The organism is Streptomyces kanamyceticus (assembly GCF_008704495.1).
Taxonomy (GTDB): domain Bacteria; phylum Actinomycetota; class Actinomycetes; order Streptomycetales; family Streptomycetaceae; genus Streptomyces; species Streptomyces kanamyceticus.
This window is the reverse complement of record NZ_CP023699.1, coordinates 6,268,212-6,294,276: the sequence shown is the minus strand read 5'-3', so window position 1 is coordinate 6,294,276 and position 26,065 is coordinate 6,268,212. Positions and strand designations below refer to the sequence as shown.

Annotated in this window: 24 protein-coding genes and 1 tRNA gene; 15 read left to right on the top strand and 10 right to left on the bottom strand. The window is 69.7% G+C overall.

Going from position 1 to position 26,065, the window contains the following annotated elements; all coding sequences use genetic code 11:
- The first annotated feature begins 58 nt into the window (after positions 1–58).
- The 5 genes from CP970_RS27025 to CP970_RS27005 all read left to right on the top strand — a co-directional run bounded on the left by CP970_RS27025 (position 59) and on the right by CP970_RS27005 (position 4,519).
- Entirely contained in the window at positions 59–706 is a 648-nt protein-coding gene (locus CP970_RS27025; RefSeq protein ID WP_055549675.1) for an ABC transporter permease, read from the top strand.
- Entirely contained in the window at positions 699–1,985 is a 1,287-nt protein-coding gene (locus CP970_RS27020) for a betaine/proline/choline family ABC transporter ATP-binding protein (protein ID WP_055549673.1), read from the top strand. The genes CP970_RS27025 and CP970_RS27020 overlap by 8 nt, the downstream gene beginning before the upstream one ends.
- The gene (locus CP970_RS27015; protein WP_055549671.1) at positions 1,982–2,836 is read left to right on the top strand and encodes an ABC transporter permease; all 855 of its coding nucleotides are present in this window, start codon (positions 1,982–1,984) and stop codon (positions 2,834–2,836) included. Before CP970_RS27020 ends, CP970_RS27015 begins: the two co-directional genes overlap by 4 nt.
- Positions 2,833–3,807: a glycine betaine ABC transporter substrate-binding protein gene (locus tag CP970_RS27010; RefSeq protein WP_055549669.1), complete on the top strand. Its 975-nt coding sequence runs from the start codon at positions 2,833–2,835 to the stop codon at positions 3,805–3,807. Before CP970_RS27015 ends, CP970_RS27010 begins: the two co-directional genes overlap by 4 nt.
- A 91-nt stretch (positions 3,808–3,898) precedes the next feature.
- Positions 3,899–4,519 carry an ArsR/SmtB family transcription factor gene (locus CP970_RS27005; RefSeq protein ID WP_055549667.1) on the top strand — a complete coding sequence of 207 codons (621 nt, stop codon included), beginning with the start codon at positions 3,899–3,901 and terminating at the stop codon, positions 4,517–4,519.
- A 148-nt stretch (positions 4,520–4,667) separates the two neighbouring features.
- Here the strand turns inward: CP970_RS27005 and CP970_RS26995 are convergent, their stop codons facing one another.
- From CP970_RS26995 to CP970_RS26980, 4 genes are all read right to left on the bottom strand, one after another.
- Positions 4,668–5,477 carry a S16 family serine protease gene (locus tag CP970_RS26995; protein WP_055549665.1) on the bottom strand — a complete coding sequence of 270 codons (810 nt, stop codon included), beginning with the start codon at positions 5,475–5,477 and terminating at the stop codon, positions 4,668–4,670.
- 100 nt (positions 5,478–5,577) lie between these two features.
- Positions 5,578–6,219: an IclR family transcriptional regulator gene (locus CP970_RS26990; RefSeq protein ID WP_150494044.1), complete on the bottom strand. Its 642-nt coding sequence runs from the start codon at positions 6,217–6,219 to the stop codon at positions 5,578–5,580.
- Between the two features lie 329 nt (positions 6,220–6,548).
- On the bottom strand, positions 6,549–8,348 hold the full coding sequence (locus CP970_RS26985; protein WP_055557061.1) for a DEAD/DEAH box helicase: 1,800 nt from the start codon (positions 8,346–8,348) through the stop codon (positions 6,549–6,551).
- Positions 8,349–8,483: 135 nt separating this feature from the next.
- Positions 8,484–9,947 (bottom strand): MFS transporter, encoded by a 1,464-nt coding sequence (locus CP970_RS26980; protein ID WP_150494042.1) that lies wholly within the window; start codon positions 9,945–9,947, stop codon positions 8,484–8,486.
- 193 nt (positions 9,948–10,140) lie between these two features.
- Between CP970_RS26980 and CP970_RS26975 the strand changes: the two genes are divergently transcribed.
- Positions 10,141–10,752, top strand: a complete 612-nt coding sequence (locus tag CP970_RS26975) for a hypothetical protein (protein ID WP_079043956.1) — start codon at positions 10,141–10,143, stop codon at positions 10,750–10,752.
- Here the strand turns inward: CP970_RS26975 and CP970_RS26970 are convergent.
- Entirely contained in the window at positions 10,727–10,999 is a 273-nt protein-coding gene (locus CP970_RS26970) for a DUF397 domain-containing protein (protein ID WP_055554800.1), read from the bottom strand. The two genes, CP970_RS26975 and CP970_RS26970, sit on opposite strands and share 26 nt — an antisense overlap.
- Positions 10,996–11,847, bottom strand: coding sequence for a helix-turn-helix domain-containing protein (locus CP970_RS26965; protein WP_055554798.1), 852 nt, complete (start codon positions 11,845–11,847; stop codon positions 10,996–10,998). Before CP970_RS26965 ends, CP970_RS26970 begins: the two co-directional genes overlap by 4 nt.
- A 157-nt stretch (positions 11,848–12,004) precedes the next feature.
- On the opposite strand from CP970_RS26965, the gene CP970_RS26960 reads away from it, so the two are divergent.
- From CP970_RS26960 to CP970_RS26935, 6 genes are all read left to right on the top strand, one after another.
- Positions 12,005–12,427, top strand: a complete 423-nt coding sequence (locus tag CP970_RS26960; RefSeq protein ID WP_055554796.1) for an ATP-binding protein — start codon at positions 12,005–12,007, stop codon at positions 12,425–12,427.
- Positions 12,428–12,702: 275 nt separating this feature from the next.
- Positions 12,703–13,503 carry a helix-turn-helix domain-containing protein gene (locus CP970_RS26955; RefSeq protein WP_150494040.1) on the top strand — a complete coding sequence of 267 codons (801 nt, stop codon included), beginning with the start codon at positions 12,703–12,705 and terminating at the stop codon, positions 13,501–13,503.
- A 49-nt stretch (positions 13,504–13,552) separates the two neighbouring features.
- The gene (locus tag CP970_RS26950; protein ID WP_055550160.1) at positions 13,553–13,822 is read left to right on the top strand and encodes a ribbon-helix-helix domain-containing protein; all 270 of its coding nucleotides are present in this window, start codon (positions 13,553–13,555) and stop codon (positions 13,820–13,822) included.
- Complete coding sequence (locus CP970_RS26945) at positions 13,819–14,256, top strand: type II toxin-antitoxin system VapC family toxin (RefSeq protein WP_055550158.1); 438 nt, start codon at positions 13,819–13,821, stop codon at positions 14,254–14,256. The genes CP970_RS26950 and CP970_RS26945 overlap by 4 nt, the downstream gene beginning before the upstream one ends.
- Positions 14,257–14,393: 137 nt before the next feature.
- Positions 14,394–14,975: a Uma2 family endonuclease gene (locus tag CP970_RS26940; RefSeq protein WP_055550156.1), complete on the top strand. Its 582-nt coding sequence runs from the start codon at positions 14,394–14,396 to the stop codon at positions 14,973–14,975.
- A 141-nt stretch (positions 14,976–15,116) separates the two neighbouring features.
- Entirely contained in the window at positions 15,117–16,022 is a 906-nt protein-coding gene (locus CP970_RS26935) for an alpha/beta fold hydrolase (RefSeq protein WP_055550154.1), read from the top strand.
- Positions 16,023–16,205: 183 nt separating this feature from the next.
- On the opposite strand, the gene CP970_RS26930 is transcribed toward CP970_RS26935, so the two are convergent.
- Positions 16,206–16,745: a DinB family protein gene (locus tag CP970_RS26930; RefSeq protein WP_055550153.1), complete on the bottom strand. Its 540-nt coding sequence runs from the start codon at positions 16,743–16,745 to the stop codon at positions 16,206–16,208.
- Positions 16,746–17,027: 282 nt separating this feature from the next.
- On the opposite strand from CP970_RS26930, the gene CP970_RS45815 reads away from it, so the two are divergent.
- The gene (locus CP970_RS45815; RefSeq protein WP_191094956.1) at positions 17,028–17,690 is read left to right on the top strand and encodes a hypothetical protein; all 663 of its coding nucleotides are present in this window, start codon (positions 17,028–17,030) and stop codon (positions 17,688–17,690) included.
- Between the two features lie 84 nt (positions 17,691–17,774).
- Here the strand turns inward: CP970_RS45815 and CP970_RS26920 are convergent, their stop codons facing one another.
- Entirely contained in the window at positions 17,775–19,007 is a 1,233-nt protein-coding gene (locus tag CP970_RS26920; RefSeq protein ID WP_055550151.1) for a cytochrome P450, read from the bottom strand.
- A 263-nt stretch (positions 19,008–19,270) separates the two neighbouring features.
- Between CP970_RS26920 and CP970_RS26915 the strand changes: the two genes are divergently transcribed.
- Positions 19,271–19,345: transfer RNA gene (locus CP970_RS26915), tRNA-Cys, on the top strand.
- A 59-nt stretch (positions 19,346–19,404) separates the two neighbouring features.
- On the opposite strand, the gene CP970_RS26910 is transcribed toward CP970_RS26915, so the two are convergent.
- A complete protein-coding gene (locus CP970_RS26910; RefSeq protein ID WP_079043682.1) occupies positions 19,405–21,852 on the bottom strand; it encodes an eCIS core domain-containing protein in 2,448 nt (815 codons plus the stop codon).
- A gap of 226 nt (positions 21,853–22,078) precedes the next feature.
- Here CP970_RS26910 and CP970_RS26905 point away from each other — a divergent pair, with 226 nt between their 5' ends.
- Positions 22,079–25,408, top strand: a complete 3,330-nt coding sequence (locus tag CP970_RS26905; protein ID WP_107098990.1) for a S8 family peptidase — start codon at positions 22,079–22,081, stop codon at positions 25,406–25,408.
- 49 nt (positions 25,409–25,457) lie between these two features.
- On the opposite strand, the gene CP970_RS26900 is transcribed toward CP970_RS26905, so the two are convergent.
- Positions 25,458–26,006 carry an AAA family ATPase gene (locus CP970_RS26900; protein ID WP_055550147.1) on the bottom strand — a complete coding sequence of 183 codons (549 nt, stop codon included), beginning with the start codon at positions 26,004–26,006 and terminating at the stop codon, positions 25,458–25,460.
- Positions 26,007–26,065: the final 59 nt, after the last annotated feature.

The following is a 26,065-nucleotide window of genomic DNA, read 5'->3' as shown; positions in this document are numbered from 1 at the left end:
CCGCGGGTCGGGTTCACAGTCCGTGAGTCCCCTTCGGAAGAACGAGGTGAGCACTTCAGTGAATTTCTGGGACTACCTCGGCAACCGTCACCAGCAGTTGCTGACGGATGCGTTTCAGCACGCCAGCGCCGTCTTCCAGTGCATGGTCGTGGCGACCGTCATCGGCGTACTGATCGGCGTCTTCACCTATCGCAGCGAGTGGGCCGGCAACTTGGCCACCACCGCGACCTCCACCATTCTCACCATCCCCTCGCTCGCCATGATCGGCCTGCTGATCCCGGTCGTGGGGCTCGGCGTCGCGCCGACGGTCATCGCGCTCACCCTGTACGGGCTGCTGCCGATCGTGCGCAACGCCATCGTGGGCCTGCGCGGCGTGGACCCCTCGCTCGTCGACGCGGCGAAGGGCATCGGGATGTCCAGGATCGCCCGGCTCTTCAAGGTGGAGCTGCCGATCGCCTGGCCGCCGATCCTGACCGGCATCCGCGTCTCCACCCAGATGCTGATGGGCATCGCCGCCATCGCCGCGTACGCGTCGGGCCCCGGGCTCGGCAACGAGATCTTCCGCGGCATCGGCTCGCTCGGCTCCAAGAACGCGATCAACCAGGTGCTCGCGGGCACGCTCGGGATCATCATCCTCGCGCTGCTCTTCGACGCCGCGTACGTCCTGATCGGCAGGCTGACGATTTCGAGGGGTATCCGTGTCTGAGACCACCACCGAGACCGCGCGGGACGAGGCCGCGGGTGCCTCAGCCAGCTCAGGGACGTCAGGCGCGACGATCGAGCTGGAGAACCTCACCAAGCGCTACCCGGGCAGCGGCGAACCCGCCGTGGACAGCGTCAACATGGAGATCAAGGCGGGCGAGATCGTCATCTTCGTCGGCCCGTCCGGCTGCGGCAAGTCGACGACGCTGAAGATGATCAACCGCCTGATCGAGCCGACCAGCGGCCGCATCCGCATCAACGGCGAGGACGTCACCGACATCGACCCGGTGAAGCTGCGCCGCAAGGTCGGCTACGCGATCCAGTCCTCCGGGCTCTTCCCGCACATGACGGTCGCTCAGAACATCGCGCTCGTACCGAAGATGATCGGCTGGGGCAAGTCGCGGATCAAGTCGCGGGTCGAGGAGATGCTCGACCTCGTCGGGCTCGACCCGGCCGAGTTCCACGGCCGCTATCCGCGCCAGCTCTCCGGCGGACAGCAGCAACGCGTGGGCGTGGCACGGGCGTTGGCGGCCGATCCGCCCGTACTCCTGATGGACGAGCCGTTCGGCGCCGTCGACCCCATCACCCGTGACCACCTCCAGGACGAGCTGATCCGGCTCCAGCACGAGCTGCACAAGACCATCGTCTTCGTCACGCACGACTTCGACGAGGCCATCAAGCTCGGCGACCGCATCGCCGTGCTGCGCGAGCGCTCGCACATCGCGCAGTTCGACACGCCGGAGGCGATCCTCACCAACCCCGCCGACGACTTCGTGTCCGGTTTCGTGGGCGCGGGCGCGGCCCTGAAACGGCTGAACCTCACCCGCGTACGGGACGTGGAGATCGCCGACGTGCCCACGGTGACGATCGACGACCCGCTCCAGGACATCTTCAACAAGTTGCGCGCGGGCGGCACCAACGAACTGCTGCTGCTCGACAAGCGCGGCCGCCCCTACAAGTGGCTGCGGCGCGGCGACCTGATGCGCGCCAAGGGCTCGCTCGCGCGCGCGGGCACCCTCGTGCACGACACGGTGACCCGCGACGCCACCCTGCGCGACGCGCTCGAAGCCGTGCTCACGGACAACGCGGGCCGGGTCGCGGTGACCGGGCGGCGCGGCGAGTACACGGGCGTCGTCGACATGGAGACGCTGATGAACTCCGTCCACGAGATGCTGGAGGCCGACCGGCTCGAAGCCGTGGAGCACCAGCACGAACTGGAGGAGCAGCGCGCCCAGTTGACCCACCAGGCCCAGGAGGGTGACGGCGGGGAGGGCAAGGCATGACGCCGGACACGCGCCGCCCCGAGGGCGAGCACGAGGTCAAGGGGCTCGCCTTCCGCGACGAGGGCGAGGCCGAACAGGAAGCTCCACCACCGGCCTTGTCCGAGAAGCAGCCACCTCGGGTCACCTGGCAGAAGCTCGTCTTCCTGCCCGCGGTCCTCGCCGTGATCCTGCTGCTCACCTGGTGGTGGTTCCAGCAGGCGGACCTGGACTCGATCTCGAAGAACGCCCTCGCGGACGGCAATGTGTGGCTCAGGCTCCGCCAGCACATCCAGCTCACCGCGATCTCGACCTTCTTCGTGCTGATCATCGCGATCCCGCTGGGCATCCTGCTCACCCGCAAGCGGCTGCGCAAGGCGGCCCCGGCCGCGATGGCGCTCGCCAACATCGGCCAGGCGACCCCGGCGATCGGCCTCCTGGCCCTCCTGGTGATCTGGCTCGGCATCGGCGAGAAGGCCGCCCTGATCGGCATCATCATCTACGCCGTACTGCCGGTGCTCTCCAATACGATCGCGGGCCTGAAGGCGAACGACCCGACCCTCCTCGAAGCGGCGCGCGGCATCGGGATGTCGCAGCTCGGGGTGCTCGGCAAGGTCGAACTCCCGCTCGCCGTACCGCTGATCCTCGCGGGCGTGCGGACGGCGCTCGTCCTGAACGTCGGCACGGCGACGCTCGCCACCTTCGGCGGTGGCGGCGGCCTCGGCGACCTGATCACGACGGGGATGACCAATCAGCGCATGCCGGTCCTGATGCTCGGCTCGATCCTGACGATCGCGCTCGCGCTGCTCGTGGACTGGCTGGCGTCCCTGGCCGAACTGTTCCTGCGTCCGCGCGGGCTGGAGGTGCGGACATGAGGATCTCGACGCGTACGTCCGCGATCGGCGCGGTGTCCCTCGCCCTGCTGCTCGCCGGGTGCGGACTCACCAGCGGCAGCCCGATGGTCGACGACGTCAAGCCGGGCTCGATCGGCAAGGGCCTGCCCCTGAAGGGCGCGGACCTGACGGTGACGTCCAAGGAGTTCACCGAGCAGCTGATCCTCGGCGCGATCATGGGCATCGCCTTCCAGGCGGCGGGCGCGGACGTGCTCGACCGCACCGGGATCCAGGGCTCGATCGGCGCGCGCGAGGCGGTCAAGGGCGGTGACGCGGACGCCATGTACGAGTACACGGGCACCGCGTGGATCACCTACCAGGGCAACTCCAAGCCGATCACCGACCCGCAGAAGCAGTGGCAGGCAGTGCGGGACGCGGACCTGAAGAACGGCATCACCTGGCTGCCGCCCGCCACCCTCAACAACACGTACGCCCTGGCCATCAACAAGAAGAACGAGGCCAAGTACCACAACCCGAAGACGCTCTCCGACGTGGCGGCACTCTCCAAGTCGGACCCGAAGGCGGTCACGCTCTGCGTGGAGAGCGAGTTCTCCTCGCGCGACGACGGCCTGCCGGGCATGCAGAAGGCGTACGGGATGAAGATCCCCAGCTCCAACATCACCAAGATGGACACCGGGATCATCTACACCCAGGTCTCCAAGGGGTCGTGCACGTTCGGCGAGGTCTTCACCACAGACGGCCGCATCAAGGCGATGGACCTGTCGGTGATGGCGGACGACAAGCACTTCTTCCCCAACTACAACGCGGCTCCTGAGATGAACAGCAAGGCGCTCAAGGAGCACCCGGAGATGGCGGAGGTGCTCGCGCCCATCACGAAGAAGCTGAACAACACGGTGGCGCGGGACCTCAACTCCAAGGTGGACGTGGAGGGTCAGGACCCGCATGAGGTGGCGAAGGACTGGCTGATCGAGGAGGGCTTCGTCAAGGAGTGACTCTGCGGTCCCGCGCGGCCTTCCCAGAGTTGCAAAGACTCCGTTGCAAAAACTGTTGCAACGGAGTCTTTGCAACTCTACGCTGCTGGGCATGACGGAAGACCGCATGGCGGAAGACCGGCAGCCGCCGCCCCGCAACGTCCACCACCTCAACCCGCGCTCCCTGCGCGGCCTCGCGCACCCGCTGCGCATGCGCCTGCTCGCCTCGCTGCGCCTGGAGGGCCCGGCGACCGCGTCCCAACTCGCCGCCCGCCTGGGCGAGTCGAGCGGCGCGACCAGCTACCACCTGCGCCAGCTCGCGGAGTACGGGTTCGTCGAGGACGACCCGGAGCGCGGCAAGGGCAGGGAGCGGTGGTGGCGCTCCGCCCACCAGGGCACGCACACCGACGAGGACCTCATCCGCGACCGCGACCCCGAGGTGCAGGGCGCGCTCAGCACGCTCCTGTACGAGTACGCCGCGCAGCGCGCGCAGGAGGTGACCACCTGGATCGCCACCCGGCACGAGTGGTCACAGGAGTGGGACGAGTCCGCGGACACCAGCGACTTCACCCTGTACCTGACGCCCGCGCAGGCCCGCGAGCTGAGCGGCAAGGTGAGCGAACTCATGGAGGGTTACCGGGCGTTGACGCCCGAGGACGGCACGCCGGACGCCGCCCAGGTGCGCGTGCACTCCCACATCTTCCCCACCCGGCCGATGGCCGGCAACGACTGAGAGGGGCACGTCATGCACGCCGACATCCACCTGGCTCTGCACCACGTCCGCGCCGCCGAATTACACCGCACGGCGCCCACCCGACGACCGGCCCCCCGCTTCCGCGATCAACTGGGCTGGACCCTGGTCGAGTTGGGCCTCCGCCTGGTCAGCAGCTCGGGACCTTCTCGCCCTTCTCAAGGGCCCGCAACGCGTCAACCGTGCCCGACAGCGTAGTGATCGGGATGAGCTTCATCCCCTTCGGCAGCTCCGCCTGAGCGTCCCCGCACTCCGCCTTCGGGACCAGGAACACCTTCGCGCCGTCGCGCCACGCGCCCTGCGTCTTCATGGCGACGCCGCCGACCGGGCCGACCTTGCCGTCGGCCTTGATCGTGCCGGTGCCCGCGATGGTGCGGCCGCCCGTGAGGTCGCCGCCGCTGCCGTCGCCGTCCAGCTTGTCGATGATGCCGAGCGAGAGGAACAGGCCCGCGCTGGGCCCGCCGATCTTGCCGAGGTCGGCGTCGACCTTCACCTTGTCGGTGCCGTCCACGCCGTTCGCCTTCAGATACGCCAGGGCCGCCTTCGTGGCGTCGTCCTGCGACTCCTTCATGTCGCCGAGGTTGTGCTCCTCGACTTCCTTCTCGTTGTCACCGACCGGGTAGACGGCCTCCTTGGGCATCACCGCCCGGTCGGTGCGGAACCAGCCGTCGATCACGTCGCCGAGACGGACGTCCATCTGCGGCCCGGTGGCCACGATGGTCGTCATCCGCAGCTCACCCTTCGTGTCCCGGGTGGGCGCGCCCGTGATCTTGAGGACCGGCTTCCCCTCGTACTTCCCGAGCACGTCCGCCGTGCCACCGGGCTGCGCCACGGCGAACGGCAACGGCGCGAACCCCGCGACGGCGAGCAGTGCCACGACGGGGAGGGCGCAGAGGGCGATGGCCTGGGGACGCGTGAGACGAGAGAGGGAGGAGAGCACGGTGCCAATCTAACGTGCTCCGGCTGGTCGGCTCCGGGGTGCTGCCCGTCGCCGGCTGCGCCGAGCTCGTCCTCAATCGCCGGACGGGCTAAGACCGCCCTCAGCGCAACGCGTCGGCTACCTCGCGCGCCGCGTCAACCACACGGGGCCCCACCCTCTCCGGCACCGAGTCCGAAAGCATGACCACCCCCACGCTGCCCTCTATCCCCGTCACCCCCACCAACGCCGCCGCGGCCCCGCTCGCGCCCGCCTCCAGCTCCCCGTGGGTGAGCTCGTAGCCGGGGTCGGTGACCAGGTTCTGGCGGGCGGCGAGGATCGCGCGGCCCGCGGCGCCTCGGTCCAGGGGGTGCCGGAAGCCCGTCCGGTAGGCCACGTGGTAGTCGGTCCACGTCGGCTCCACGACGGCGACCGCGAGTGCCTCCGTCCCGTCCACCAGCGTCAGGTGCGCCGTCGCCCCTATGTCCTCCGCGAGCGAGCGCAGCGCGGGCAGCGCGGCCTCCCGCACCAGCGGGTGCACCTGGCGGCCCAGGCGCAGCACGCCGAGGCCGACGCGGGCGCGGCCGCCCAGGTCCCGGCGCACGAGGGCGTGCTGTTCCAGCGTGGCGAGCAGGCGGTAGACCACGGTGCGGTTCACGCCGAGCTTGTTGGACAGCTCGGTGACCGTCAGGCCATGGTCGGTGTCGGCCAGCAGCTTGAGGACGCGCAGTCCTCTGTCGAGCGTCTGGGAAGTCTCCGCGGTCACGACGCCCACTCCTTAGGTGAGGGTCGGCGGCCCCCCTACGCGGCGGTTGCGTCGCCGGTCCCGTGGGCGACGCGCGTCAGAGGCCGCCGGTCGGAACACCGGCTGCGCTCCGCGGCGGCGCTGCCACGGGGCGTGTGCTTTGCGGGGACATTAGCGAGGCCGTCCCGCTGAGCGGAAGACTTCGTCCAGAATCCGGGCACCGCGGCGCCCCTAGCGCCCCCACTTGCCCCGTTACGCGGGGCGTACGACGCGGAGGGCTTGCACGACCTCCGCACAAGCCCTCCGCAGTCGGAACACCCCGCTCCCCGCGCCCGCCGGTGTCCGGCGGATCACTTCATGCGGGTGGCCCACTCCTGGACCTTCTCGATGCGCTGCCGCAGCTGCCCCGCCGTCGCCTCCGCGCTCGGCGGCCCGCCGCAGGTGCGCCGCAGCTCGGTGTGGATCACGCCGTGCGGCTTGCCGCTCTGATGGACGTACGCCCCGACCATCGTGTTGAGCTGCTTCCTGAGCCCGAGGAGTTCCTTGTGGGAGACCACGGGACGCCGCTCGGCGGGCAGTTCGAGGAGATCGGCCTCCTCGTCCGGCTTCTTCTTGCTGTGGGCGATCTGCCGGGCCTGCCGCTTCTGCAGCAGCATCTGCACCTGGTCGGGTTCGAGGAGCCCGGGGATGCCGAGGTAGTCCTGCTCCTCTTCACTCCCCGGGTGGGCCTGCATGCCGAACTCGGCGCCGTCGAAGAGGACGCGGTCGAAGACGGCCTCGGATTCCAGGGCCTCGAAGGAGAACTGCTCCTGCTCGCCGGTGTCCTCGTCCTCCTGCTTGTTGGCCTCGTCCATCTCGGCCTCGGACTCGGCGTAGGGGTCCTCCTCGCCGTCCTTCTTCGGCTTGTCGAGCACGTGGTCGCGCTCGACCTCCATCTCGTTGGCGAAGCCGAGCAGGTCGGGGACGGTGGGCAGGAAGACGGACGCGGTCTCGCCGCGCCGCCTGGACCGTACGAAACGGCCGACGGCCTGCGCGAAGAAGAGCGGCGTGGAGATGGTGGTGGCATACACGCCGACCGCAAGGCGCGGCACGTCGACGCCTTCGGACACCATGCGGACCGCGACCATCCACCGGTCGTCGCCCTCGGCGAAGTCGTCGATGCGCTGGGAGGCGCCGGTGTCGTCGGAGAGGACGACGGTGGCCTTGGTCCCGGTGATCTCGCGGATCAGCTTGGCGTAGGCGCGCGCGGATTCCTGGTCGGAGGCGATGACGAGGCCGCCCGCGTCGGGGATGGCCTTCCTGACCTCGGTGAGCCGCTTGTCGGCGGCCTTGAGGACGTTCGGCATCCACTCGCCGCGCGCGTCGAGCGCGGTGCGCCAGGCCTGCGAGACGGCGTCCTTGGTCATGGGCTCGCCGAGCCGCGCCGCGATCTCGTCCCCCGCCTTCGTACGCCAGCGCATGTTGCCGGAGTAGGAGAGGAAGATGACGGGCCGCACGACGCCGTCGCCGAGCGCGCTGCCGTAGCCGTAGGTGTAGTCGGCGGAGGACCGCCGGATGCCGTCGTTACCTTCCTCGTACTGGACGAAGGGGATGGGGTTCGTGTCGGACCGGAACGGCGTACCGGTCAGCGCGAGGCGCCGCGTGGCGGGCTCGAACGCTTCGAGGCAGGCCTCGCCCCAGGACTTCGAGTCACCGGCGTGGTGGATCTCGTCGAGGATCACGAGGGTCTTGCGCTGCTCGGAGCGGTTGCGGTGCAGCATCGGGCGCACGCCGACACCGGCGTACGTCACGGCGACGCCCTGGTACTCCTTGCTGAGCGGGCCCGCGCTGTACTCGGGGTCCAGCTTGATGCCTATGCGGGCGGCCGCCTCGGCCCACTGCTTCTTCAGGTGCTCGGTCGGCGCGACCACGGTGACCTGCTGCACGACGTGGTGGTGCAGCAGCCAGGAGGCGAGCGTGAGCGCGAACGTCGTCTTGCCGGCGCCGGGGGTGGCGACGGCGAGGAAGTCTCTCGGCTGCTCCTGGAGGTACCGCTCCATCGCGCCCTGCTGCCAGGCACGCAGCTTGTTCGCGGTGCCCCAGGGCGCACGCCCCGGGAAGGCGGGCGAGAGGTGGTGGGAGGAGTTGGCGGCGGCGCTGGTGGTAGTCACGGTCTCCGGGTTCGCGGGTCGGCGGCACGTATGACAACCGGGCCACCTTACCGGTGATGGGTTGACGTTCCCGTGAGATCGGGGCGGGTGCCGGGGTGGGTGCGACGGGTGTCACACCGGCCCCGGGGGGGAACCTCAGGCGGTACGTTCCTTCAGCCGCGTGCCGATCCAGGCCCCGGCCAGGGCGACCGCCGCCATCGGCAGGAAGACGGCGACGAAGGCGGCCGGGTGGGACCCCGCCGCACCCCCCGCCCCGTGTGTCGCGCCCACCGTGCCGCCGCCCAGCGCGGCGAAGGCGGCGCCGCCGACGGCGAGGAGGATCACGTTCGAGAGGCCGTCGGAGATCTGGAGTGCGGCGGAGTTCGAGCCCGCGTCGGCGGGCGGCGAGAGCCGCAGGAGCAGCACGCTCGTGGAGGCGATGACCATGCCCATCCCGAAGCACCCGAAGGCCCAGGCGACCCCGACGATCCACACGGGTACGGACGCGATGAGGACGGTCGGCGCGGCGGCGATGGAGGCGGCGACGAGCACCATGCCGATGGCGACGAGGCGTCCCCGGTAGGGCTCCATGCGAGGCCGCGACTGGACGAAGGACCCGAGCGCCCAGGTCGCACCGCCCACGGCGAGGGAGAGCCCGGCCATGGTGGGGCTGAGCCCGCGCTGCGTGACGAGCATCAGCGGCACGAAGGACTCGGCGGCGATGAACGACCCGGCGGCGACGCCGCGAAGCAGCACCACGGAGGGCAGCCCGCGCGCGGCCCGGTACGTCCCCTTGGGCAGCAGCCCCAGGACGGCGGGCACGAGGACGGCGGCACCGAGCACGGCGGGCACCAGCGAGAGCCACCGCAGGTCCTGACCGGCGTACTGAAGCAGTCCCGCGCCCAGCGAGATGCCCAGCGCGAGGCGGATACGACGCCGGTCGAACGCGGCGACGGGCGCGGAGGGATCGACGGGACCTGACGCGGTCCGGCGTATCGCGGGCAGCGCGAGGGCGAGGGGCGCTACGACGAGGACGGGGATGCCGACGAACACCCAGCGCCAGCCGAGGTGCTCGGTGACGGTCCCGGAGACGAGCGGCCCGACCACGGACGGCACGACCCAGCTCGCCGCGAACGCCGCCATGATCGAAGGGCGCAGATGCTCGGGGTAGGCGCGGCTGACGACGACGTACAGCGCGACGATCACGAGCCCGCCGCCGAGCCCCTGGACGGCGCGCCCCGCGATGAACAGCCACATGGTCCCGGCGGTCCCGCTCAGCAGCAGCCCCGCCGCGAAGAGCCCGATCCCGGCGGCGAGCGGCCCGAGCGGCCCTCGCCGGTCGGCCCACTGCCCGCTCAGCACCATGCCGAAGAGGCTGGTGGTGAAGTACCCGGAGAACGCGAAGGCGTAGAGCGAGACGCCGTCGAGTTCGCGCGCGGCGACGGGCATCGCGGTCCCGACGGCGGTCGCCTCGAAGGCGATGAGGAGGACGACGGAGACGATGCCGATGCTCAGGGCGCGGTAGGGCTTGGCCAGGACGCCACCGGCTCCCTGCGGGGCGGGCGGGGATATCGGTGCGTCGGAGGTGACATCGGTGTCACCGTGCTCCAGGGCGGTCATGCTCGCCAGAGTAAGGGGCGTCGCGCTTGGTGACCCCTGTCCGGAGGCGGGAGATCACTGGTCCCTTGGTCGTACGCCGCGTGCTCCGCGCCACGGGTCGCACGGCGCCTCCCCCGCGCGGCGGAGCCGTGCCGCACGGTTCGCGACCGGCGGCCGATCCCCGTACCGGTCCCGGATTGACAGCCTTCCGGCCATGACGACATCGACATCGCTCACCACGCCCCGACCTCCCGCCGGACGCCTCCGCACCGCCTGGCGCAAGGCGCACGCCCCCGTGCCCGGCGTCCCCCGCTGGGCCAGGAACGCCGCGTACGCCGTCCCGCTCGTCGTCCTGCCGTCGACCATCTGGCGTCTCGGCGCGGCGTTCTCCCCGGACGCCGACGGAAAGGACGGCAACCTGCCCTCGTGGCTCCCCGGCGAGGTGTACGTGTTCCTGCTGTCGGCCCTGTCCGAACTCCTCGCGTTCGCCGCGGTGGGCCTGGTGGCGGCGTGGGGCGAGGTGTTCCCCCGCTGGATCCCCTGGCTGGGCGGACGCAGGGTCAGGCCCCTGACCGCCGTCGTCCCCGCCGCCCTCGGCGCGTTCGTCCTGACGGTGATGTGGACGGCGTTGATCATCGGCGACGCCATGAACGTCACGGTCCGGGGCGACGAGTCCCCCGCGGACTACCCCGGAAATCAGGGTGGTTGGGACGGGATCCTCTTCTACGCCGGTTATCTGCCGCTGGTGCTGTGGGGGCCACTGCTCGGGGCGGTGACGGTTGCGTACTGGAGGCGGCGGGTCAGTGGTTCGACGCGTACGCGATGAAGGCGGACCAGGTGTCGGGGGCGAGGGTGAGGTGGGGGCCGTCGGTGAGCTTGGAGTCGCGGAGGTGGATGGTGGAGGGCGTTGAGGCGACCTCTACGCAGTCGCCGGATTCGTTGCTGCTGCTGTAGCTGCTCTTGCGCCACTCCAAGGCGACCTCGACGCAGTCGTCGCCCTCGCTGCTGCTGCTATAGCTGCTCTTGAACCACTCAAGCCCGGAGGCGTCCCCGACAGAGGCCTTGCCGATCATGTTTCTCCCAGCATTCGCTCGATGAAGGCCAGCGACTCCCGTGGCCTGAGAGCCTGAGTCCGGATCATTCCATAGCGCAACTCCAGGATCCTGAGCTGCTTCGGGTCGGAGACAGGGTGGCCACCGAACGCCCCCTCGGAGCGCCCAACTCCCGTGCCGTCACGGAACTTCAGCACTTCGATCAGGCCTCCCATTCCGGTATGACTCTCACAGTCGAGTGGCATCACCTGGAACGTGACACTCTGCAACTTAGCTACTTCCGCGAGGTGTTCCAGTTGTCGCCGTAGAGCCATTCTCCCTCCGATAGTGCGTCGCAGCGTCGCCTCTTCCTGTACGAAGTTGAGGGCTGGTGCGGGCGAGCGCTCGAAGATCACTCGCCGGGCCATACGGGCGGCCACGAATCGCTCCACCTGATCCGGCGAGTAGGACGGCCTCCGCATCTCGAACAGCGCCCGCATGTGCTCCTCTGTCTGCAGCAGGCCGTGGATGTTGTGGTTGCTGTACAGCCCGATCTCGACCGCCTGCGCCTCCAGCTTCGCCAAGTCACGCGCCCTCTTCGGATACCTGGCCTCACGCATCTCCTTCTTCATCCCCGAGATGCGTCCGCCCGCCCCCAGCACCTCGTCCACCTTGTCCAGGTACTCGGGGCGTGGGATCCGAGCCCCACGCTCGATCTTGCGGACAAGGTCCTCCCCGTACCCGACGCGCTCCGCGAACTCCGCGACCCGGAGCTCTGCCGCCTCCCTCCACAACTTGAGCTGTCGGCCGACGAACTCCACCACCGAGCTGATCTCATCACTCGGATCGACGTCCCAACCCGGTTCATCCACACCGTCGTTACGCTCCATTGCGCCCACCTCCGACGTACCGTCCAAACCCAACGCGCACTCGTACCCAGACGTCACCCGGGACAGCCGGGACAGGCCGGGACAAGCACCGGACAAACCTGGTACGCACCGCCCGCACCGCTGTTCACGCACTGCGCACGCGGCCACGCTCAGTGACATGAAGCGAGAATTCACCGGGACCAGGACGCTGAACCCCGAACGCCAGTTCACGATCCTGCTGTCCGCGACGCGAAGAGGCGCACGCCTGGCGCGGCTGCTCGCCAGGGAGCAACTCCGCAGCTGGGGACAGCCGTTCGAGGCGGCGGAGCAGATCGTCGCCGAGCTGGCGAACAACGCGGTGCTGCACGGTCACGTACCCGGCAGAAACTTCCGCCTCGGGCTGACGCTCACGGAGACGGCCACGCTCCGTATCGAGGTCACGGATGCCCGAGCGGACGATCTACCGAAGGGACCGGAACTCCCCGACGCGGAGGCGGAGTCGGGCCGAGGCCTGTTCCTGATCGAGGCGTACGCGAACCGCTGGGGAACGGACCTGAGCCCAAGCCCCTGCAAGACGATCTGGGCGGAAATCGACCTCTGAGCCCTGCTCAACCGGATCGAGGTTTCCACGCCCCGGTGGACCAGCACTCGGTGCTGCCCGACATCAAGAACGTAAGAAATGAGGGTGAGAACCCTTCCCACCCACCCCAAACCCCGAGGCGCTCACTCGGACGGGTGATCGCGGCCAACTCCACTGGCGCATATGCCAGTTCACGGTGCAAGCTCGCCCTCGACAACCGAAGACATGGAACGGCCCCCGCCGGGACTGCAATCCCAATGCGAGGGCCTAACACCAAGGAAGACAACACCTTCCCGATGACTGAGCAGCAGCTTAACGCGCCCCCGCCCGCGAAGCCCCCGATTCCCGCAAGCGGCATCCGGCACATCAACCGCCGCCACCCGGATCGCTTCACGGTGGTGGGGAACCACCTCACCCAGCACCGCGAACTCAGCCTCACGGCGATCGGCCTGGCCGCCCACATCCAGTCGCTGCCCGCAGGCGCCAAGGTCACGATCAAGTGCCTGGCGGACCGCTTCCCGGAGGGCGAGGTCCGCATCGCGGCGGCGCTGCGCGAACTCGAAGCGCACGGCTACCTGGCCCGAACCCGCGAGCGCCTACCGTCGGGGCAGGTCATCACCCGCACGGTGTCGTACAACAACCCACCGGCGATGACGGCAAGTCCACCGATCCCGCCACCGGCCCCCACTGCCGCACAGCCTGCGCCGATCACCCCCTCCCCCGAAGCACACCGCGCGGCGGCCGAACTCCTCACGGACCTGCGCCGCCACGACCCCCGCCTCCTGCTCTCCGCCCGCGACGTACGAAACCTCGCCCCGGCCACGACGGCATGGCTGGACCGCGGAATCCCCCCGGAGGCGGTGAGCCGCACGCTCACGGCAGGACTCCCCACCGCCCCGATCCACCACCCGGCAGCCCTGCTCGCCCACCGCCTGACCGAACTCCTGCCACCCCCACTCCCTGCCACCCCACGCCCCGCCCGCCCGGACCCGCTCCAGAACTGCGAATCCTGCGACCGCGCCTTCCGCTCACCGGAACCGGGCCACTGCCGCGACTGCACCCCGTCCGCATCCCGCTCCCCCGCGATGGCCGCATAGGGCGCCATCGCAACCCACGCATGTAGTACACAACCTGTACCTTGGAGGTATGGCCCTGAAGCGCACCAACGTCTACGCCGACGACAGCGACCTCGCCCTGATCAAGGACGCTGCCGCCCGCCTGGGCGTCTCTGAAGCCGAGATAATCCGCGAGGGCATCCACCGCATCGCGCTGGCCCACCGCGTGTGGGACGAACCGTTCGTCACCGACGAGGAGACTTTCGACCTGGGCGGGCCTGTCACCAGGGACGACATCCGCACAGCCGTGACCGACGGCCACGAGGCCCGCGAGCGCCGCAACAAGGGGCACGCGGCGTGATCGTCATCGCTGACACCTCCGGGCTCCTCACCCTCTTCAACCGTTCCGACCCCGACCACCAGAAGGCCAGGAAGACCGCGGACCAATGCGGTCTCCTCGTCGCCACACCGCTGGCCCTCACCGAGGTCCACCAGGTGGCCACCAGCCGCGCCGGACGCGGGGCCGCCGACGGCATCCTCCGTTCACTGACGGCACGCACACGGCAGATGCGGCTGGTCCTGGCCCCGCCCACGCCTGAGATCCTCGAAGCCGCGCTGTCCCTTCGTTCTCGGTACGACTCGCTGGACCTCGACCTGGTGGACGCGGTGAATGTCGCGCTGGCCGCCGAGTACGACACGGACGCCGTCCTGACGCGGGACGTCCGAGACTTCCGAGCCGTCAGGCCGCTGGGCCGTCGGTACACGCACTTCCGGATCCTGCCGGACGATCTCTAGAGCCCGGCCGCGGGGATGGGCCCCCCCGGCCCCGCTCCAGAACTGCGAAACCTGCGACCGCGCCTTCCGCCCACCGGAACCGGGCCACTGCGCCGCATGCCGGGCCCGGAGACTGGCGGCCGCCTAGCATGAGAGCCATGACTCCCGCTTCGGGCCACACGGCCAGCCACACGTACCGGACCATGCGGGAGTTCGTGCAGTCGATGGACGACACCCTCCCGGGGAAATTCGAGATCACCAAAGAAGGAATCGTCCACGACATGATGTCGCCCGCGAAGCCCCACGAGCTGACTGCGCTACGCATCCGGAAACGCCTGGAGAAGGTCATGCCGGAAAATCTGGCAGCCCACACGGGGACTCCTGACGTGGAGGATCTGCCGGAGGGGATCATGCGCCACCCCGACGTCATGGTCATTTCCGAGGCCGACATGGAGGGTGAGGGCGCTTTCGATCCACGAACGCTCATCGCCGCCATCGAGGTCGTCTCCCGCTCCAACCCGGACAACGACTGGGTCAGCAAGATGCGGGACTACCCCCTCGTGGGCGTCCCCGTGTACGTGATCTTCGACCCCCGCACCGGCTCGGGCGCGGTCATGACGGACATCCATCCGACGCCGGAGGGCCCTCGCTACGCCACCCGCAAGGACTTCGTCTACGGCGAGCCCGTCACCATCTCGGACTGGACGATCCCCACGAACGACCTCCCGCGGTACGCCTGAGCGACACGGCTGACCCGCCGCCAGGGACAACACGACGAGACGAGACGTATTGCATCGCTCCAACGTCTGCGCCATGATGGCGACACAAGGCAGCGAGACGAGACGTCTCGTTGTCACACCGTGGACGTGAGGAGCAATGCCATGAACCAGCGATTCGTCCAGGTAGACCCGACGGTGCGGCTGTGGTCCGAGGAGCGCGGCGATCCCCGGGACTCCGCCTTGCTGCTGATCATGGGGGCCGGGGCGTCCGGCCTGGGTTGGCCGGAGGAGCTGGTCGACGCGTTGGCCGCGCGCCACCGCGTCATCCGCTACGACCACCGGGACACCGGCCGCTCCAGCCTGAGTTTCGACACGCACCCGTACCGCGTCGTCGACCTCGCATCGGACGCGATCGCCGTCCTCGACGCGTACGAAGTGGAGCGGGCGCACGTCGTCGGTCTCTCCCTGGGCGGCATGCTCACCCAACTGCTGATCGCCGATCACCCCGAACGGCTGCTCAGCGCGACAGTGATGGGCGCGGGCGCTCTCAGCAGCACCCCCCTGTCGCACCCGGACGGCTCCCGAACCCCCGTGGACCAACTACCGCCCATCGACGCACGGTTGCTCGAACGATGGTCCCGCCCCCACGAGAACCGTGGCCTGGAGGGCGAGCTGGACCACCGCGTGGAGCACTGGCGGCTACTCAACGGCGATCAACTCCCCTTCGACGCCGAGGAATTCCGGGCTTTGGAGCGCCGCATCATCGAGCACGCCGGGCGCTACGAGGAACCCATGACCCACGGACGCGCGGACCACTCGGGCATGGACCGTACCGAGGAACTCGCGCGCACCGAGGTGCCAACCCTGGTGATCTCGGCCCCGGCCGAGCCCGTCTTCCCGCCGCCGCACCCCGAGCATCTCGCCCAAGTGATCGCCGGGGCACGGCTGGTGGAGATACCGGGCATGGGGCACGCGCTGCCCCGCGCGGTCCACGCGCCCCTGGCGGCGGCCGTTCTCGACCACACCCTGGCCGCGGACGCCCGGCCCCGGCCGGGGGCGGGAACGTAACCCCGATCTCTCCCTGCTCGGCGAAGCGCGACCTGCTCCTCCATCGCCGAGCCGAAGCCCGCCCCGCCCGACCGCGCCCGGCCGGAGACGTCACGCCACCGTGGGTGAGGGCGGGCGGGTGGGAGGAGGCCTCAGCGACACGGCGCCGGGTCACACGGGACCAGCCCGGCGCCCCCGGCGAGATCACGCCATGCTCTGCGCCCCGTCCAAGGACTCCCGGATGACATCCGCGTGGCCCGCGTGCTGGGCGGTCTCGCCAATGACGTGGAGCAGGACGCGACGCACCGACCACCGGGTGCCCGGCTCGGACCACGGCGCGTCCGGCAGCGGGTGGCTCGCGCCGAGGTCGGGCACGGAGCGGACCAACTCGTCGGTGTGGAGCGCCACTTCCTCGTACGCGGTAAGGACACCGGTCAGCGTCTCGCCGGGCAGCAGCCGGAACTCGTCGGCGCGCCGGGCCCAGTCCTCCTCGGTCATGTCGGTCACGCCGCCAAGCGCCGAGGGGCCTTCCTGGATGAAGGCCGCCCACACGCGCTCGACCGAGGTGACGTGCTTGACCAGGCCGCCCAGGCACAGCTCGCTCGCTGTGGTCCGGCGTCCGGCCTGCTCGTCGGTGAGGTCGCGGGTGGTGAACCGCAGGGAGCGCCGGTGCTGGGCCAGCGTCGCCAGCAGGTCGGCGCGCTCGCCCGTGGCCACGTCGTCGCGGGTCGTCGTCTCGCTCATGGTGTGGTGTCTGCCTTCCGTCGCGGGAGCCACACGCTAGACACCAACTAGGCCAGCCTCTGACCTACACGAAGCTCCCGACGTACATCCGTGGGGTGATCTACGGAGCTCTGTTACACGACCTACAACCGGCCGCAATGGTGGGTGATTTACCTTTATTCCGCACTCGCCGGACGGCAGAGAGCAAAAGGGCTTTACCACGCGGATCCACCGGACCAGTGGACTCGTGGACCCGTGCCGTGCGAGAGCACGCCACCGCATCGTGAAGGGGAACACGCCGTTATGCGCACCAACACCCACCGCCGCACCGCTCTGCGTACCGCCGCCATCTCGGTCATCGCCGGTACGGCCCTGCTGGCTCCGGCCGCGGCGGCCCTGGCGAGTTCGCCCGCCCCCCAGCGCCCCGCCGTCGCTCCGGCCGCCGCGGCGAAGGACGTGAAGATCGACATCGGCGCCGGTGTCACCATCACCGTCAAGGGCGGCAAGCCGTACTACAACGGCAAGGTCATCAAGCCGGGCGGCACCGTCGACGACGGCATCTACGTGCACCTGAGCGCCGACGGCAAGCGCCTGTACAGCAAGACGCAGGGCGGCGGCACGCCGTACGCGATCTGGGACGTCAAGACCGGCAAGAACCTCGGCACCCAGAAGACCAGCCCCACCGCGAAGGCCAAGGCCGCGCTGACCGCCAAGCCGTCCGCGACGTCCGTGAAGGCCTGGCAGGAGCTGCGCGTCAGCGGCAAGGCGACGGGCATCAAGGCCGGCAGCAAGGTCACCCTGCAGCAGAAGCAGCGCGGCACCTGGAAGTCCCTGCCCGCGAGCACGAGCGTCAACAAGTCCGGTGCGTACTCGATGCGCGTCAAGCTCGGCCTCAAGGGCAAGAACGACCTCCGCGTGCAGAGCGGCACCACGCTGTCGCCCGTCTTCAACGTCACGGTGCGCTAGAGCCAACCCCCGATGCGCTACGGCGCATTCCCCCAAGGCGGGCGGTCGCGGAATCACCGGCAGGTGGTCCCGCGGCCGCCCGTTCTAGCGTGCCGTCCCCGTCGTCCAGGTGACCGGCAGCTCGTGTACGCCGTAGATGTTCATGTCCGTCCTGAGCCTCACCTCGTCGGCGGGGACGGCGAGTTCGAGGGTCGGGAAGCGGCGGAACAGGCCCTCGAAGCCCGCGCGCATCTCGATGCGGGCCAGTTGCTGGCCGAGACACTGGTGGACGCCGTGCCCGAAGGCCGTGTGGCCCCGGGCCTTGCGGTGGATGTCCAGGGTGTCGGGGTTCTCGAAACGCTCGGGGTCGTGGTTGGCGGCAAGGAGCGAGGCGACGACGGTCGAGCCCTTGGGGATCGTCTCGCCGCAGAGCTCGATGTCCTCCGTGGCGATGCGATAGAAGATGTCGGCGACGGACAGATAGCGCAGGAGCTCCTCGACGGCGTCGGGCATCAGCTCGGGGGCGGCGCGCAGTTCGGCCAGCTGCTCGGGGTTCTCCAGGAGCGCGAACGTACCCAGTGACACCATGTTGGCGGTGGTCTCGTGCCCCGCGAGCAGCAGCAGGAAGGCGATGCCCGTCAGCTCCTCGATGCTGAGGTCGTCGTCACGGGTCAGGTCGGACAGGATGTCGTCGCCGGGCTCAGCGCGCTTGTCCGTGACCAGCTTGGACAGGAACGAGGTCATCCCCTCGTACGCGGCCACCTTCTCGTCGAGCGTCACGTCCTTCTCCATGAACTTGGCGGAGTTGCCCTGGAAGGTCGCCCGGTCCGCGTGGGGGACGCCGAGAAGTTCGCAGATGACCAGCGCGGGCACCGGCAGCGCGAACTCCTTGACCAGGTCGACCGGCGGGGTGAGGCGCTCCAGCTCGTCCAGTTGCCGCTCGGTGATCTCGACGATGCCCTCTTCGAGCTGCTTCATGCGCTTCACGGTGAAGGCCCCGATGAGCTTGCGCCGCAGCCGCGTGTGTTCCGGCGGGTCCATGGCGATGAACACGCCCGGAAGCTGCGGGGACGGTTCGGTGGGCGCGGCCATGCCGGTCATCTCGTACGGGATGTGGATGATGTCGGTGTCCTGGCGGGAGCTGAACCGGTCGTCGGCTATGAGTTGGCGGACCGCTTCGTAACCGCTGACGAACCAGCCCTCGTGGCCGTCCGGGAAGAGCACGGGGCTGACCGGGCGGCTCTCGCGCAGGCGGGTGATGCCGCTCGGCGGCACGAAGGGGCCCGCGTCGCGGTCTGCGGGAAGGCCGTTCGGGGTGGCAGGAGCCGTGCTGCTCATGGAATGCCCTCTCGGTACGGGTGGGTGTCGCGGTCGATGTGGCCACATTGACCGATGGCGCGGACATACGACTGACACAACGCTGACACCAACGACCCGCCCGGCACCAGAGGGCCGTTCATGAACGGCCTGGGGTCGTTCATGAACGCGGCGTGGCAGTCCCGTTGCGGCGCGCCGTGATCCCTTGAGGCCGCCGCCGGGGCCCCGCTACGTTCAAGAAGTCAGGTCAGCGAGACTGGTCAGCCAGTCACGCTGAACGGCCTGGCCGTGTGCCCGAGTGGTTTAGGGGCTGGACTGCAAATCCAGTAACGCGGGTTCGATTCCCGCCACGGCCTCCACCGCACCGCACCGCACGGCACGACGGCGGCGCGCCGAGGCGGGCACCGCACGGGCCCTTTCAGGGCCGCTCGGTCGGCGCGTCCTCAAGGTCGCCCGACCGCGCCAAGAGCATCTCGCTCCTGTTGGGAAACTCGTTGCGGGGGACCCTGTCGATGATCGGATGGTCCGTCGCCATGCTCACCACGTTCAACGTGTTGTACACGGCGACGTAGGTGTTGAAGTCGGCGCCGCCGACCACCACGTATCCGTCAGGGACCTCGCCACGACCGAGGGCGGCGCGGTCGGGAAAGGTGTACAAGAGCGCGTCGTGCGCGAAGCCGGTACGCGCGTGCTGCTGGTACGACGTGTACAGCGTCGGCTCGCCGATGCCGTGTCGGAAGCGCTTGCGTCCGGTGGCCCTCGGCAGTGTCACGAAGGCCTCGGTCGAACGGTCGGCCGACTCCAGGAACGTGCCGGGCCCGCTCAAGCGCCCCGGAGCCACAGCGGCGAGCGCGATCTCCCTCTCGGTCCTCCGGACCATCGCCTGCGCCGCGCTTCGCAGGATCTTGGTGAGTTGCTTGTCGGGATTCCAGATCTCACGGACCTCGAAGTCGTACCAGTGCGACTCGATGGTCGCAGTGCGGTAGGACCACTCCCGCTCGTACAGATACGGGCCGGTGCCGCGCACCGCGGTCGACCGCTCGATGAACTCCTGCCAGTCGCCGTAGTTGAGCAGGTGCGTCGTCGCCCAGATCCCGAACCGGTCCCAGTTCGGTGCGCCCTCGATCCCGGTCAACGCGAGGAAGCCGACCTCGTGGTCGTCCAGCCACTTCTGGATCGTTGCCCGGTCGGTCGTCTCCTCGTTGCTCCAGAAAGGCGCGAGGTTGTCGTCGACCGCCTTCATCGTGGGGGCCACGCCCTTGTCCTGCCACCACATGATGTCCCTCAACGCCGCACCGACGTCGTGGTCGGCGGAGTGTGCCCGTTCCTGTTCCACCAGGGGCGCCACCAGATTCACCATCTCCAGGGCGATGAGGAACCCTGCCGTCACCCGCGTCCCACCGCCCGGCACGGCTCCCGGAAGGCTGCCAAAAAGCCGTGCCTGTTCCCTGCGCGGCAGTCGGCTGGACCGGACGAGCCTGCGAGCGGTGTCCGGCGCGATCTCCCACAGTGCGTCGATCCCCGCCTCGGACATCCGCCCCGTGCGACGGGCCTCCAGGAGCTCGCCCTCGAATCTCTCCAAGTGCGGCCCGAGCCTGGCCAGTTCCGTCAGCCGGGCCATGGTCACGGGCAGCAGTTCCTCGGTCGCCAGCTGATCGAGCCGTCGGCGCGCCTGCTCCCGGGCGGTGCCTTCCTCCGGACTCCCGTCGGCCTTCGCCCTCACGTAGGCGTCCAGCGCTGCCTCCAGTTCTGAACGGGTCCGCCGGACTTGCTCGGTCAGTTGCTCACTCCCCCGCACGAACCTCCCGTAGCGGTCGAGAATCTCCTCTGCCCTGGCAAGGCCCGCGAGACGGTTCCCGGCGTCTTCGAAGCCAGGGATGCGGAAGGTCGCCTTCACTCGTGGGCGCGCCACTCCCTCAGGCAGGTGCTCCTGCTCTTCCACCACGGTGGGAGCGACGGAGATCTCGGTGAAGCCCGCCGCGACGGCGGCCCGTCCGGACGGGGTCGCGCCCGCGGCCTCCGCCGAGCCGCGCCCGGCCGCCACCTCGCGCTGGTACACGGCGAGGTTGCTCGATGGCTCGTCAGCGTTCATGTAGCTCCAGTCCCCCTCGAAGGCCAGGACCCGTACGCCCCTCCCTCGGAACCAGGCCAGCGCCGCTCCGAACTGCTCCGGCAGGGACTTCATCGTGCGGGCCCGGGCCGTGCGCTCGGGATTGACCAGCCGCACGCTCGCCCGCATGGTGCCGTTGCCGTCGACCCAGAACAGTGACCAGTAGCGCTCCTGCCACCCCTCGCTTCCCTCCGTTCCCTCGGAAATCAGGTATCCGGAGCGGTAGTCGACCTTCCCGAAGAGGTTCTCGACGTAAGTCGGCGCCAGATCGTGCATGTCCCGGCGGGTGAGACCTATGTCCGGATCCGGGGGCACACCGGGCTTCGGAGCGCGGGGCAATCCATGCGGTGGTTCCCTGACTGGTGCGGGCCGCTGCCCACTGATGACGGCGGCCGCGGCGGCCTCGGCCTCGCGTTCGGCGGCATCCTGACGGCCGGTGGGCGGCGCGTCCGCAGGAACGGGCCCTGTCCTTCGCTGCTGGAGCACGTGAGTCAGTTCGTGTGCGATGAGGCTCAGCCCTGCGGCGGAGTGCGGGTCCGTGTCGACACCGAGCACAACGTGTTCCCCGGTCGCGAACGCGGACGCGTCGATGTTTCCGGCCGCCGTCGGGTCTCGGTGCCATCGCACCGTGTCGAATGCCGCGTTGAACCGCCGCTCCAGTTTCCCGCGCACGTCGACCGGCAGGGGGGCACCCGTGCTCCGGTCCCTTCGGGACGCACCACGCTGACCAGCACGACGCCCACGTGCGAATTCCATGTGGAAGGAGTCTGGACGCCCAACGTCACACCGCCGTCACCGACGCAGGGACACCGCCTGCCCCGTCCTTACGCGTTCGATTCTTGTAACTAGCCGGGATCCTGCCCCGCCGCGCCGACATACTCCGGGAACAGCACCTCAGTGCTACGAACTCACTGTTCCAGGAGGAAACTTGCGCGACCACGTGAAGAGAGCCTGCGCGGCGGCCGTCGCCACGGCCGCCGCCATGGCCCTCACGGCGGGCATGACGGGCCCGGCGTCGGCCCAGCGAAACGAGCCCTTACGCCCCGGCGACACGGGTGCACGGGCGACCGGCATCAGCACCGGCACCGGCACCGGCACCAGCACCGCGACACAGGACCACCACCAGCTCACCCTCATCACCGGTGACCACGTCACCGTCGACCCCCAAGGGCGCGTCACCGGGTTCACCCCGGCGAAGGGCCGCGAGCACATACCCGTCCGTACGCACCGCTCGCCGGACGGCCACACCCTCGTACTCCCGGCGGACGCCCAGCGTCTGATCGCCGACGGCCGGATCGACCAACGGCTTTTCGACGTCACGGAGTTGAGCAAGAAGCGCAACCGCGCCGCCCAGGCCAAGGGCCTCAAGGTGATCGTCGGCTACCGGGGTGCCGCCCAGGCCACCGCGAAGGCCGACGTCAGGGCCGCCGGAGATACCACCGTCCGCCGCTCACTCAAGGCGCTGAACGCCGACGCCCTCACCACCCCCAAGCGCGACGCGGGCGACCTGTGGAAGGCCCTCACCGGCGAGCAGGGCAGCGCCCGCACCACCGCGTCCGGCATCGCGCACGTCTGGCTCGACGGCACCCGCAAGGCGACCCTCGACAAGAGCGTCAAGCAGATCGGCGCCGACAAGGCCTGGGACGCGGGCTACGACGGCAAGGGCGTGAAGATCGCCGTCCTGGACACCGGCGTGGACGCCACCCACCCCGACCTCAAGGACCAGGTCGCCGCCGAGAAGAACTTCACCGCTTCCGCCGACGCCAAGGACCGCTACGGCCACGGCACCCACGTCGCGTCCACCGTGGCGGGCACGGGCGCCAAGTCCGGCGGCAAGTTCAAGGGCGTCGCCCCCGGCGCCAAGATCCTCAACGGCAAGGTCCTCAGCGACGACGGATTCGGCGACGACTCGGGGATCATCGCGGGCATGGAGTGGGCGGCGGCCGAGAAGGCCGACGTCGTCAACCTCAGCCTCGGCGGCGGCGACGCCCCGGGCATCGACCCCCTCGAAGCGACCGTCAACAAGCTCTCCGCCGAGAAGGGCATCCTCTTCGCCATCTCGGCGGGCAACGACGGGGTGCCCGGTTCCGTCGGCTCCCCGGGCAGCGCGGACGCCGCCCTGACCGTCGGTGCGGTCGACGACAACGACAAGCTCGCCGACTTCTCCAGCCAGGGTCCGCGGGTCGGCGACGGCGCCATCAAGCCCGACGTGACCGCCCCCGGTGTGGACATCACCGCCGCGGCCGCCCCGGGATCCGTCATCGAGAAGCAGGTCGGCCAGAACCCCGAGGGCTATCTGACGATCTCCGGCACGTCCATGGCGGCGCCGCACGTGGCGGGCGCCGCCGCGCTGCTCAAGCAGCAGCACCCCGACTGGAAGTACTCCGAGCTCAAGGGCGCGCTCACCGGGTCCACCAAGCCGGGCAAGTACACGCCGTTCCAGCAGGGTTCGGGCCGGATCGCGGTCGACAAGGCCATCGAGCAGACGGTCGTCGCCGAGCCGGTGTCCGTCAGCTTCGGTACGCAGCAGTGGCCCCACACCGACGACAAGCCGGTCACCAAGAAGGTGACGTACAAGAACCTCGGCAAGGACGACGTCACCCTCGACCTCACCGTCGAGGCCACCGGGCCCAAGGGCGACCCGGCCCCCGCCGGGTTCTTCACCCTCGGCGCGGACAAGGTGACCGTCCCGGCGGGCGGCACCGCCTCCGTCGACCTGACCGCCGACTCCAAGCTGGGCGCGGGCCTGGACGGCGCGTACTCCGCGTACGTCGTGGCGAGCGGCGGCGGCCAGTCCGTGCGCACCGCGGCGGCGATCGACAACGAGGTCGAGCGGTACGAGGTGACGCTGAAGTTCATCGGCCGCGACGGGAAGCCCGCGCCGAACCACAACTCGACCCTCTCCGCCATCACCGGCGCCGACAAGGGCCTCAACCTCTTCCCGAACGACCCGTCGGGGACCGACACCTTCCGTGTGGCCAAGGGCAGTTACCTGCTCGACTCGGCGATCTACGTCGACCCCGAGAACGGTGACAAGGGCGTCGACTGGCTCTTCCAGCCGACGCTGGCCATCGACAAGAAGATGACGGTGACCGTCGACGCGCGCACCGCCAAGCAGGTCGACATCACGGGTCCCGACCAGGCCGCGAAGCTGAAGTTCATGGACTCCCGCATCACCTACCAGGGCTACGAGTTGGGCGCCCTGAACGTCACCTCCTTCCAGAGCATGCGCACCGCCCACCTCGGCCCCCAGGTGCCGGAGGGCCTCGGTCAGCAGTGGCTCGCCACCTGGCGCAAGGACGCGGACACGCGGTACGACATGCTCCTCGGCGGCGCCGTCAAGAAGGTCGCGACCGGCTACAGCCGACACCTGAAGCCCGCCGACTTCGCCACGCTGAAGGTCGGCATGGGCGCCTCGTCGCCCGGCCGCACGGGCTCCATCGCCGTCGCCGGATACCTGCCGTTGGCGGGCGGCATCTCGCCGATCTTCCCCGGCCAGAAGCTGCCGCGCACCCAGACCGTGCACGTCTCCGCGCTCGACGGAGTGCGGTGGGGCATCGACTTCGACCAGTACGGCGACAAGAACGCGGACGGCGAACCCGCCTGGGACGGTGCCTACCGGATGACCCCGGGTGCCTACACGGCGGGCCGTACGTACGCGAAGTCCTTCAACACCGGCGTCTTCGGCCCCGCCCTCGGCAAGGACATGGGCATCTTCCGCGAGGGCGACAAGCTCGGCGGCAGCCTGCCCGTCGTCGCCGACGGCAAGGGACACGCGGGCTGGAGCACCTACGCGTCGGCGAAGTCGACCCTGTACCGGGACGGCACGAAGATCGCCGAGAACGGTGACCCGCTGACCGGCTCCGAGACGTACACGGTCCCGGCACAGGACGCCGCGTACAAGCTCACGACCACCGTGAAGCGCGACCCGAAGGTCGCCACGGCCTCGTCCCGCGTCGACGCCAGCTGGACGTTCCGGTCCAAGAAGGTGACCGACAGGACCCAACTCCCGGCGTCCACGGTCCGGTTCGCCCCCAAGCTCGACCTGAAGAGCCTGGCCCCGGCGGGCGCGACCCAGTCCGTCCCGGTCAAGATCCAGGGCGCGGCGGCCGGTGCGGGCAACCTCAAGTCCCTCGCGGTGTACGTGTCGTACGACTCCGGGCGGACCTGGCAGAAGACCCCGGTCCTGGCCGGGAAGATCTCCGTGAAGAACCCGGCGAAGGGCAAGGGGATCGCCCTCCGCGCGAAGATCACCGACAAGGACGGCAACAAGTCGACGCTGTCGGTCTACGACGCCTACTTCGGCAAGTAGTCCTGACCGAGGCGCACCCCTAGGCGTGCGGGGAGGCCCGGGTGGGCAATCAGCTCACCCGGGCCTCTTCCAGTCGCGCCAGGATCGCGTCGACGGTCTCCTCGACCGTCAACTCCGAGCTGTCCAGCCAGAGTCCGAGTCGCGGAGTCGTCTCGCGCAGGCCGGTGTCCAGGTCCTCGACGGTCCACGCGCCGTAGCCCGTCTTGCCGCGTCCGGCCTCGCGGGCGGCGACCGCGTCGGGGCGCGGGGCGAGCACGACGACGTGGGCGGGGCGGGTTCTGATCAGCTCGACGTACGTCTTCAGGGGCGGGCCCAGGATGACGTCCTGGACGATCGCGGTGAATCCGGCGTCGGCGTACGCGTCGGCCGTCGAGGCGGAGAGCCGGTAGCGGAGCTGGAGTTGGGCCTCCGCCTCGCCCCCGGCGTCGGGTTCGTACTCGACGCCGCCCGAGACGATCATCCGGCGGTAGACGTCACCGCGCACGTGTACGGCCTTGGCGAGGCGCTCGGCCAACGCCTGCGCCACCGTGGACTTTCCGGACGCCATGATGCCGGTGATGACGATGACGCCACCGGGGTCAGAGGTGCTGGTAGTCATGCCACCCATCGTGCCAGCGCGCCCGGCACCACCGCCTCCGGATTACCGCGCCACCGCCG

What these genes read in the sequence shown, in the direction of transcription:
- CP970_RS27015 (WP_055549671.1), top strand. Translation starts at nt 1,982, where the DNA reads ATGACGCCGGACACGCGCCGCCCCGAGGGCGAGCACGAGGTCAAGGGG.
- CP970_RS27010 (WP_055549669.1), top strand. Translation starts at nt 2,833, where the DNA reads ATGAGGATCTCGACGCGTACGTCCGCGATCGGCGCGGTGTCCCTCGCC.
- CP970_RS27005 (WP_055549667.1), top strand. Translation starts at nt 3,899, where the DNA reads ATGACGGAAGACCGCATGGCGGAAGACCGGCAGCCGCCGCCCCGCAAC.
- CP970_RS26980 (WP_150494042.1), bottom strand. Translation starts at nt 9,947, where the DNA reads ATGACCGCCCTGGAGCACGGTGACACCGATGTCACCTCCGACGCACCG.
- CP970_RS26975 (WP_079043956.1), top strand. Translation starts at nt 10,141, where the DNA reads ATGACGACATCGACATCGCTCACCACGCCCCGACCTCCCGCCGGACGC.
- CP970_RS26970 (WP_055554800.1), bottom strand. Translation starts at nt 10,999, where the DNA reads ATGATCGGCAAGGCCTCTGTCGGGGACGCCTCCGGGCTTGAGTGGTTC.
- CP970_RS26965 (WP_055554798.1), bottom strand. Translation starts at nt 11,847, where the DNA reads ATGGAGCGTAACGACGGTGTGGATGAACCGGGTTGGGACGTCGATCCG.
- CP970_RS26960 (WP_055554796.1), top strand. Translation starts at nt 12,005, where the DNA reads ATGAAGCGAGAATTCACCGGGACCAGGACGCTGAACCCCGAACGCCAG.
- CP970_RS26955 (WP_150494040.1), top strand. Translation starts at nt 12,703, where the DNA reads ATGACTGAGCAGCAGCTTAACGCGCCCCCGCCCGCGAAGCCCCCGATT.
- CP970_RS26950 (WP_055550160.1), top strand. Translation starts at nt 13,553, where the DNA reads ATGGCCCTGAAGCGCACCAACGTCTACGCCGACGACAGCGACCTCGCC.
- CP970_RS26940 (WP_055550156.1), top strand. Translation starts at nt 14,394, where the DNA reads ATGACTCCCGCTTCGGGCCACACGGCCAGCCACACGTACCGGACCATG.
- CP970_RS26935 (WP_055550154.1), top strand. Translation starts at nt 15,117, where the DNA reads ATGAACCAGCGATTCGTCCAGGTAGACCCGACGGTGCGGCTGTGGTCC.
- CP970_RS26930 (WP_055550153.1), bottom strand. Translation starts at nt 16,745, where the DNA reads ATGAGCGAGACGACGACCCGCGACGACGTGGCCACGGGCGAGCGCGCC.
- CP970_RS45815 (WP_191094956.1), top strand. Translation starts at nt 17,028, where the DNA reads ATGCGCACCAACACCCACCGCCGCACCGCTCTGCGTACCGCCGCCATC.
- CP970_RS26920 (WP_055550151.1), bottom strand. Translation starts at nt 19,007, where the DNA reads ATGAGCAGCACGGCTCCTGCCACCCCGAACGGCCTTCCCGCAGACCGC.
- CP970_RS26910 (WP_079043682.1), bottom strand. Translation starts at nt 21,852, where the DNA reads ATGGAATTCGCACGTGGGCGTCGTGCTGGTCAGCGTGGTGCGTCCCGA.
- CP970_RS26905 (WP_107098990.1), top strand. Translation starts at nt 22,079, where the DNA reads ATGGCCCTCACGGCGGGCATGACGGGCCCGGCGTCGGCCCAGCGAAAC.
- CP970_RS26900 (WP_055550147.1), bottom strand. Translation starts at nt 26,006, where the DNA reads ATGACTACCAGCACCTCTGACCCCGGTGGCGTCATCGTCATCACCGGC.